The 9,773-nt window shown below is 72.2% G+C and carries 3 protein-coding genes and 2 pseudogenes; 2 read left to right on the forward strand and 3 right to left on the reverse strand.

Features of this window, described 5'->3' with window-relative positions:
- The 3 genes and pseudogenes from ACFTZL_RS34310 to ACFTZL_RS34320 all read right to left on the reverse strand — a co-directional run.
- Positions 1–357, reverse strand: a pseudogene (locus ACFTZL_RS34310) (hypothetical protein); the annotation flags it as partial.
- Positions 354–1,370 carry a LacI family DNA-binding transcriptional regulator gene (locus ACFTZL_RS34315; protein WP_382591018.1) on the reverse strand — a complete coding sequence of 339 codons (1,017 nt, stop codon included), beginning with the start codon at positions 1,368–1,370 and terminating at the stop codon, positions 354–356. The gene ACFTZL_RS34315 and the pseudogene ACFTZL_RS34310, both read right to left, overlap by 4 nt.
- 151 nt (positions 1,371–1,521) lie before the next feature.
- Complete coding sequence (locus ACFTZL_RS34320; protein WP_382591021.1) at positions 1,522–2,265, reverse strand: YoaK family protein; 744 nt, start codon at positions 2,263–2,265, stop codon at positions 1,522–1,524.
- Between the two features lie 302 nt (positions 2,266–2,567).
- On the opposite strand from ACFTZL_RS34320, the pseudogene ACFTZL_RS34325 reads away from it, so the two are divergent.
- Positions 2,568–3,066, forward strand: a pseudogene (locus ACFTZL_RS34325) (GntR family transcriptional regulator).
- Positions 3,067–3,267: 201 nt separating this feature from the next.
- Positions 3,268–9,773, forward strand: a 6,506-nt coding sequence (locus ACFTZL_RS34330; RefSeq protein WP_382591024.1) for an amino acid adenylation domain-containing protein, incomplete at its 3' end; no start/stop codon positions are given.

Raw genomic sequence — 9,773 nt, forward strand, 5'->3', positions numbered from 1 at the left:
GGCCACGATGTACTCGGCGATCGCGTCCTCGTGGTGGAAGGTGTTGGCGACGAGGGCGCCCGGCGGCAGAGCACCGACGTCGATTCCGTCGGTGCCCGCGCCGGCGGAGTGCACGAGTCGCAGGCTCCTCCCGGCGGCGGCCACATCGGCGGGACAGGTCCCCGACACCAGGACATCGGCGTCGCCGACGGCCGCCAGCAGCGCGTCGTGATCCCCGGCGGCGGCCCAGCGCACCGTGGTCGTGCTCGGGAGAGCGGCCTCGAACTGTTCGCGGAACGCCGGGAGATGGGGATCGCTGACGACCACGGTCAGACCGCTGCCGTCCTCGGACCCGGTCGCCGGGTTTCGGTCTGTCATGCGTGCTGCTCCCTTGCAACGGTACGGGCATGACCGGCGACCGGGCCGGTCGATCCGCGGACGACGAGCTGGGTGGGCAGCCGCAGCGTGCGCGGGTCCCGGCGCTCGCCGGACATGGACTGGGCGAGCAGCTCCAGACTGAGCGAGCCGGCCCGGTCCATCGGGACCGCGATGCTGGTCAGGGACGGGTACGAGGTCGCGGCGAGCGGCATGTCGTCGATGCCCAGGACGCTGAGGTCGTCCGGTACCCGCACCCCGAGCTGACGCGCTCCGGCGATCACTCCGAGCGCCACGAGGTCGTTGTGCGCGATGACCGCGGACGCACCGGAGGCCCGCACACCGGCAGCGGCCGCGGTGCCGCCGGCCACCGTCTCGGACTGCCAGCCCAGGACGTCGAGTTCCACTCCCGACCGCTCGGCCTGCGCCCGGGCCAGGTCGACGCGGTGACTGTTGGACCAGGAGTGCTGCGAGCCCTGGACATACGCGATGTGGCGGTGCCCGAGCGCGGTCAGGTAGTCGAGGGCCTGGCGCAGGCCGTCGGCGGCGTCCGCCAGGACACAGTCGGCGGTCGTGGTCTCGCGGTTGACGAGTACGACGGGAGTCTCACCGCACAGGTCGAGCACCTCTTCGGCGTCGAGGCGCGGGGAACACACGACGAGCCCGGCGGACCTGGCGCTCAGGTGGGCGATGACCTCTCGCTCGTGGTCCGGGTCGAAGTCGGTGTCCGCGAGCACGATGGTCTGCCGTCGGTGCCATCCCTGGGCCTGCGCGGCCTTGACGAAGGTGCCGAAGACCGGGTTGGCGATGTCGGGGACGATCACAGCCACCGTGGCCGTGTCGGTCGGCAGCTCGACCGGGCGCGGCGGAGGCGGTTCGTACCCGACCTCCTGAGCGGCCTCCAGAACCTTGCGCAGGGTTGCCGGCCCCAGTCGCTGCGGGTCGCTGAATGCCCGGGAGGCCGTGGAGAGCGCGACGTTCGCGCGCTTCGCCACCTCGGTCAACGTGGGGGCCACGCTGGTACTCCGTTTCCTCGACGACGCTGCCTGAACGGTGCTGCAATGTTGGGCAAGGTTGCGCAAGCTTGTCAATGGTTGCGGCAAGAGGGGTCGTCGATGCGGGGAGCGCAGTTCGGCCGCCGCGGTGGTGCAGCAGGGCACCCGGCGTCTATGGACCTTTGAGGTCCTGCCCCGTCGCCTCCCGCGGCGGCGGTACGGCCAGGGTGGCCGCCGCGAGGAGCAGTACCGCGGCGGCGATGACGAGCAGTGCCCGCCCGGTGCCCAGCGGCACCAGCAGCAGCGTGCCCAGCACCCCGCCGGCGAAGATTCCGCCCACGGTGGCCGTCCATCGCGTCCGGGCCAGCCGCTGCCTGGCCGACATCCCGCGCAGCGCGGCCCGAGGGCGCCTCAGCACGTCGTTGATGAGCTCGGCGATGGCCGTCTGGCTCAGCAGAGTCGGCATCCCCGGCACGTGGACCCGCAGCACGGTGGAGGCACGCACCCCCATGGCCAGCGCGACGAGGGCGACGATGCCGTGATCGGAACCGGCCGCCTCGGCGCCGTGCCGCCACAGGGCCATCGCACCGGCGCACACCAGCAGCACGGCCTCGCAGACGAGCCCGGCCTGGAACCAGGCCCTGCCCCGCTCCCCGAGCCACTTCAGTACGAGTGCCGCGATGGCCGCCCCGACCATGAACGCGCCGATCGCGGTGGCGGGTCGGGCCACCGGGACGTCACCTTCACCGGCGAGCGCGAAGGAAAGGAAGAGCACGTTGCCGGTCGCCAGCGCGCAGAACACCTTCCCCATCGTCAGAAAGCTGACGGCGTCGACCGCACCGGCCAGCATGGTGAGGACGGTCATGACGGCCACCCGCCGGGCATCGGTCGCGAGGGCTGGAGACGCGTCGGACATTCGGCCAGTGTGAGCAGCGCCGACGGCCCTCCCGGCGAACCGCCGCCCGGACACGCCGCGGAAGGCTACGCCCGGCCTACTGCGGTCTCAGGCGGCCGTCCGACTCCCTCCGCCGTCGTTGTGGCTCAGGTCGGATGCGGCACAGCCGTTGCGATCTCACGGACGCGGTCCCGCGTGATCCCGGTGCGCTTCCTCGGCTTGAGGGCTGGGGCGTCCTCCTGCCCGAACTTGACGGGCAATGCAGGCTGTTGAAGGCTCGCCGTGTTCGGTGTCGGCTTCATCCTGCTGGTCACGTACGGAAGCTGAAGGTCGGGCTCGCCTCTCGGTGGGTTGGCGTAGGGGGATTCGGTCGGGTGCCGCAGCAGCTCGAAGAGGCGGCGTTCGACGAGAGCCTGGCCGTCGTGCGTGAGGCACTCGTGCGGGTGGTCGGCGAGAGTCTCGCCGACCGGCTGCCCAATCGTGGTTTCGTCGTGCCGGACCATCGAGCCGGTCGTGCTGCGCATGTTCCCTCAAGCGTGGCGACGTCGACTGGGAGGCCCGGGTGCGAGCCGCCCACCACCGCCTGTGCCCGACGAGGGCGAGTACTGCAGCGCCGCATGGTCCGAGGCCCACCGGGTCTTCCGCCACGCCCTGCTGGAAGGGTGCGGCAACCCCGTCCTGCTGGAGACGTTCGAACACCGGCGGCTGGAGGAGGCGGCGCTGGCCCGCGACGCCGACACCGCGGTCGAGGTGCTGATCCGGCACCTCACCCAGACCGCGGCCGCCCTGACCGACCGCGTTCCCCTCGAACCCGAGACGTGAAAGAAGGGGCAAGCGCGTAGAAGGCGCTTCGCGGGTCTCGTGTCACACCCAGCGTGTGAAAGCTGATGCTGGAGTGGCCTGTGATGCGTGTCATATCGAACGTGGGTGCAGATTGCATCGACTCGGGGCACGTTGCTTGCAGGCAGCGACGATCTTGAGTCCACGGGGGACATGATGACCGCGTCAGCCAGCACGGGACCGATGACGTTCGCTCAGGAGCGGCTGTATGTCACCAGTAAGGCGGAGGGCCACGATGTCTATCTGGTGACCGTGGCGATGCTCATCGACGGTGATCTCGACGTCGAGGCGCTGCGCTGGGCCGTCCAAGAGGTGACGGCCCGTCATGATTCGCTGCGGGCCACCTTCGTCTTCGAGGGCGGTGCGCTGGTCCAGCGGATCCTGGACCGCTCGACCGGGCCCTCGTGGACGGTCACCGACGCCGATCCGGCCGACGAACGGGCGGATGCGGTGCGGGAGTTGGCGGGACGGCTGAGCGCATCGCCGTTCGATCTGGCGGCGGGCCCGCTGGTCCGCTGGGGAGTGACCCGGATCGGCCCGGGGGAGTTCGGGCTGGTCATGGTGGCCCACCACATCGTGTGCGACGGCTGGTCGCTCGGCGTGATCTTCCGCGACCTCGAGACCGCGTACGCCGCGCGCGTGGCGAACCGTGGAGAGCGGCTCTTCGACGGCGAGGCACCCAGCCCGCTCGTCTGGGCGCAGCGCGAGCGCGCGCTATGGACGGAGGGTGACGCCTCGTCGGCCGATCTGGACTTCTGGCGTGGTCACTTGTCCGGCATGAGGCCTCTGGCCCTGCCGACCGACCTGCCGCGCCCGGCGGTTCCCAGCGGTGCCGGCGGGTCCCTACTGGTGCCCCTCGACGAGGAGTTGGTGACCCGGCTGCGCGACACCGCACAGCGGGCGGGCGCCACCGTCTTCATGGCATTCGCCGCGATCTACGCGACCGTCCTGGGCCGGTACGCCGGCCAGGACGACGTGGTGATCAGCAGCCCGGTCGCGGGACGGAACTCCGAGGAGGAGCAGTCCCTCGTCGGATGCCAGATCAACATGGTCCCGTTGCGCCTGGACGTCTCCGGCCGTCCGGGCTTCACCGACCTGCTGCGCCGGACGCGGAGCGCCGTACTCCCGGCCATGGCCCGGCAGAACGTGCCCGTCGATGTGCTGGTCCGGGAACTGGGCCTGCGCGGGGCTGCCGGAAGATCGCCGCTCATGCAGTGCTCGCTGGCCGTACAGAACTTCGACGCGGCACTGCCGGAGCTCGCCGGAGTGACGGTCACCGAAGTCGAGGTGCACAGCGACAGGGCGAAGTGGGACGTGGCCCTGACCGTCGATCTCTCGGGTGAGCATCCCTCCCTGCGGCTCGAATACGACGCCGACATCCTGCTCTCCCCCACTGCCGAGACCCTGGTGCGCCACCTGGAGTCCGCGCTGCGGCACGCGGTGGAGTCGCCCGACGAGCCGCCCCGGATGGTGGACGCCGAGGAGGCCGAGTACCTCACCCTCGGGGTGAACCCGCCGCCCGCCGCAGCCGAGACCGAGAGCGTGCTGGCCCGGTTCCGGCGAGCCCGCACGGCCCACCCCGACCACCCGGCACTGACCGACGGGACGACCACGCTGACCTACGCGGAACTCGACGCCCATGCCGACCGGGTGTGCCGAGAGCTGCGGAGCGCCGGAGTGCGACCGGGCGCGCGGGTGGGCCTCTGCGGACAGCGGAGCCCCTGGACCGTGGTCGCGATGCTGGCCGCCTGGAAGGCCGGGGCGGCGTACGTACCGCTGGACCCCGTGGGCCCGAGCGAGCGCCTGCGGTCGATCACGGCGCGCGCGGGGATCGGCCTGGTCATGGCCGACCGGGCGAGTCGACCGGTGCTCCAGGAGTGGCTGCCCGCTCTGGACTTCCTCGTGGTGGATGCGCAGGAACACCTCGCAGCTCCGGCAGCTTCCGCAACTCCAGTGGCCCCTGCCGACGTCGTCGACGCCCCGCCGCTCGAGGACAGCGCCCCCGAACAGGCCGCGTACGTCATCTTCACCTCCGGCTCGACCGGGGAGCCCAAGGGCGTCGAGGTGCCGCACTCCTGTCTCTCCCAGCTCTTCGCCGACCGGCCTGCCGGGCTGGAGACGGACCGGACGGATGTGTGGCTGTGCACGCACTCGTTCGCCTTCGACTTCTCGGTCTGGGAGATCTGGGGCCCGCTGACCACCGGCGGTACCTGCGTCATCGCGGGCAACGACCAGGTGCGCGACCCTGCGGCGCTCGCCGCCCTGGTCGCCGAGCGCGGGGTGACGGTCCTCAGCCAGACTCCCGGCTCGCTCTACCGCCTGGCCCCGGAACTGACCGCCGCGGCCCGGCCGGAGGACCCGAAGCTGCGGTACATCGTGCTCGGCGGCGAGGCACTCGACTGGGACCGGCTGGCCCTGCTGCTCGGTGACAGCGGTCTCGACGCCACCGTGGTGAACATGTACGGGATCACCGAGGGGACCGTCCACGTCACCGCGCGGCCGGTCAACACCTCCGCACTCGACTCCGTGCGGACGAACTCGATCGGTGTTCCGCTCCCGCAGGCCCGCTGCTACGTACTCGACGAGAACGGCGATCCCGCCGGACTCGACGTGCCGGGGGAGCTCTGCATCGGAGGCGGGCACGTCGCCCGCGGCTACCTGAACGACACCGCGCAGACCGCGGCACGCTTCACACCCGACCCGTTCCACGCCGGCGGAACGATGTACCGCACCGGCGATCTCGCCCGCTGGCGCACCGGCGGCGAGCTCGAGTATCTGGGACGCGCCGACGACCAACTGAAGGTGCGGGGCCACCGCGTCGAGCCCGCGGAGGTCGAACGGGCCGTGCTGCGGCTGCCCGGACGCCGCCGCCCCTCGGCCTGCGCCGTCCTCGCCCACGACGACACCCTGGTCGCCTTCGTGGTCGTCGACGGGCCCCTGCCGGAGACCGAACTGCGCGATCACCTGCGGTCGGTGCTGCCGCCCTACCTCCGGCCGAGCCGCTTCGTCCGGCTCGACAGCGTTCCGCTGACACCGAACGGGAAGGCGGACCGTGCCCGCATGCTCGGCCTGCTGTCCCGCGAGCAGCCGACCGACGAGCGGACAGCCGTGTCCGAGGACGTTCCGGCTGCCTCGTCCGAGGACGTCCCGGCTGCCTCCCGGGGACGGGACCTCGCGGACCTCACGAGGATCGTGCTGGCGACCTGGCAGGCGGTGCTCGAGCAGTCCGTCATCGGGCTGGACGACAACTTCTTCGACGTGGGCGGGCACAGCTTCGCGCTGCTGAAGGTCCACGAGGCACTGGCCGGCGCCGGTCTGGAGATCAGCGTCACCGATCTCTTCCACCACACCACCGTCCGAGCCTGCGCCCGGTTCCTGCACGGGAAGTACGGCACCTCCCCGGCGGACGGGACAGAGCCGTTGCCGGCGGGCCGGTCCTCCGGTCGCCGACGCCCCGTCGACGGGCGGATCGCCGTGGTCGGCATGGCGGCGCGGCTGCCCGGCACCGGCGAGGATCTGGACGCGTTCTGGCGGATGGTGGTGTCCGGTGAACACGCCGCCGCCCGCTTCGGCGAGGAAGAGCTGCGCGCCGCTGGTGTGCCGCGCAGCAGCATCGACGCCGCGGGCTATGTCCCGGTGCGAGCCGTTCTCGACGATGTCCGGGGATTCGACCGGAAGTTGTTCGGCTACTCGCCGCTGGAGGCGTCCCTGCTCGACCCGCAGCAGCGGATCCTGCTGGAGTGCGCCTGGCGCGCGCTGGAGGACGCCGGGTACGCCCCGGCGGGGCCGGAGGAGAACCGCACCGGTGTCTTCACCGGCATCGGCGGCAACGCCTATCTCCAAGAGGTGCTCGCCGACCCGAAGATCTCGCAGAACGCCGGGCCCCTCCAGGTGGTCATCGCCACCGAGAAGGACTTCGCGTCCACCCGTATCTCCTACAAGCTCAACCTCCAGGGGCCGAGCATCACGGTCCAGACCGCGTGCTCGACGTCCCTGGTCGCCACGCATATGGCGGTGCAGAGCCTGCTGGCGTACGAAAGCGACCTCGCCCTCGCCGGCGGCTGCTCGCTCGCGCCGCCCTCCCGGCACGGCTACGTCCACGAGCCGGGGGGCATCTTCTCCCCGGACGGTCTGTGCCGGCCGTTCGACGAGGACGCGGAGGGCACCATCCCCGGTGACGGGGCGGGGGTCGTCGTACTGAAGCGGCTGGAGGACGCACTCGCCGACGGGGACGTCATCCACGGCGTCATCCTCGGGTCCGCCGTCAACAACGACGGTGCCCGCAAGGTCGGTTACACCGCGCCCGGTCCGTCCGCCCAGGCCGGGGTCATCCGCGCCGCCCTCGAAGTGGCAGGGGTACCTGCGGAGTCGATCGGCCTGGTGGAGGCGCACGGCACCGCCACCAGACTCGGCGACCCGGTGGAGGTCTCGGCTCTGCGCGACGTCTTCCTCGACGGGGCGCGGGACGCGGAAAGCGCTCCGCTGTACGTCAGCGCCGTGAAGTCGAACACCGGTCATCTCGACGCCGCGGCCGGAGTGGTGGGCCTGATCAAGGCCGTACTCGCCGTACGCCAGGGCACGGTGCCCCCGATCGCGAACTTCACCCGCCCCGCTGAACGGCTCGCCTCGGAGGGAACCGCACTGCGCTTCCCCGCCACGCCACTGCCGTGGCCGCAGGGGCCGACGCCCCGGCGCGCGGGGATCAGCTCCTTCGGCATCGGCGGGACCAACGCCCACGTCATCGTGGAGGAGCCGTCCGCCGAGGTCGCCAATAACGCCGAGGTCGCCAAGGCCGCCAAGAACGCCAAGGCCGCCAAGAACGCCGAGTCCGCCGCGCCCGCCACGGCTCCGGCGTCCGCCGTCCCTCAGCTCCTGACGCTCTCGGCCGCCGACGAGGCCGCGTTGGGCCGGGCAGTCCACCGCCTGGCCGACCATCTGGAAGCGAACCCGGACCTCTCCCTCGCCGATGTGGCGTACACCCTCCGCGTCGGCCGGGCCCGCCTACCTTGGCGTGCGGCGGTTGTCGCCCCGGACACCGCTCGGGCACCGGCCCTGCTGCGCCGCGCGACACTCGGCCAGGCCGGCGTCAGCGCCGGAGCGGGCGCGGTGCTGATGTTCCCCGGACAGGGCACCCAGCGACCGGGGATGGGACGTGCCCGCTACGACGCCGACCCGGTCTACCGCTCCTGCGTCGACGAGGGACTGGAGGCCGTCGACCCCGCTCTCCGGCAGGAGGTGGCGGATGCGCTGCTCGTCCTGGCGGACTCCGCGCAGGCCGACGCGCCGGACGGCTCCATGAGCACCCTGCTCGCCCAGCCCTGCCTCTTCCTGGACCAGGTCGCCACGGCACGGAGCCTGACCGCCCGGGGACTCGAGCCGCGGGCACTCATCGGACACAGCCTCGGCGAGCTGTCCGCGGCCTGCGTCGGCGGGGTCCTCACCCTCGCGGACGGGATGGCCGCGGTGACCGCGCGGGCACGGCTGATGGAGGCCGCGCCGCCGGGTGCGATGGCGGCCGTCGTCGCGCCGCCCGAGGAAGTGGCGGAGCTGCTGGCCGAGGGCAGGGCCGGCGGCGTCGGCGGGCCGCACGAAGAGGGTGCCGGGCTGACGGCGGTACGCGACGGCGACTTCGACACCCGGCTGCCGGAGCGGGCCGCCCGTCCGGTCATCGCGGCCCACAACGGACCGCACTCGACGGTCGTCTCCGGCCCGGCCGAGAGCGTGGCCGCCTTCACGGACCGCTGCCGGGCGGCCGGACTGACCACCGTACGGCTGCGCACCTCGCGCGCGTTCCACTCGCCGAGCATGGCCGCCGCCGCGGCCGACTTCGCCGGCGTGATGGCCGGACTCGGTCTGAACGCCCCCCGGACACCGTTGTTCTCGGGCGCGACGGGACGCCGGCTCGGTGACTCCGAGGCCGTCGACCCGCGGTTCTGGGCCTCGCAGATCCGGCTGCCCGTGCGCTTCTCCGACGCGGTCCGCGCCGCCTCGGACGAGCTCGGTCCCGCCGTGTGGTGGGAAACGGGAGCGGGTTCCACGCTGCAGGGGCTCGTGAGCGACATCCTGCGGGACCGGAAGCCCCTGCTCGCCGGGTTCGACCGGCCACGGCACGGCGGGTCCCTCTCCTCGGGACTGGAAGCCGTCGGTGAGCTGTGGCGCCGGGGGCTCGGCGAGCTGTGGCGGGACGAGGGCGAGAGCGTACGGCGCGTGTCGCTCCCGACGTACTCCTTCACCCGGGAGCGGTGCTGGATCGAGCCGGAAGCCACCGGGCCCGCCCCGCGCGAATCAGGCGTTTCGCAGCACATGGAGATCGACGAACCAAGCGACGTGAAGGAAGTGGAGGCGGCCGTGAGCGAGGTGACGGCGGACACCGACTCGGTGCTGAGCGCCCTGTGGTGCGAGGTACTGGGCGTCGATGCGGTGAGCCCCGAGGACGACTTCTTCGACCAGGGAGGACACTCGCTCGCCGCGCTGCGGTTGAGCGCCCGCATACGTGATGCCCTGGGGCTGGAGATCAGCCTCGACTCGTTCTTCGACGAGTCGACCTTCGGCGGGCTGGCCCGGGTCGTTCGGGAACGGCTGGGTTCGCCGGCACCGGCCGCACCGCCGCGCGCGCAGGCCCCGGCGGCACCTGCCAGGGTCGCTGCGGCGACGGCCGCACCGGTGCCTGCGCCGGGGGAGCACCGCCC

It is taken from the genome of Streptomyces sp. NPDC056948 (genome assembly GCF_042674225.1).
Taxonomy (GTDB): Bacteria; Actinomycetota; Actinomycetes; order Streptomycetales; family Streptomycetaceae; genus Streptomyces; species Streptomyces purpurascens.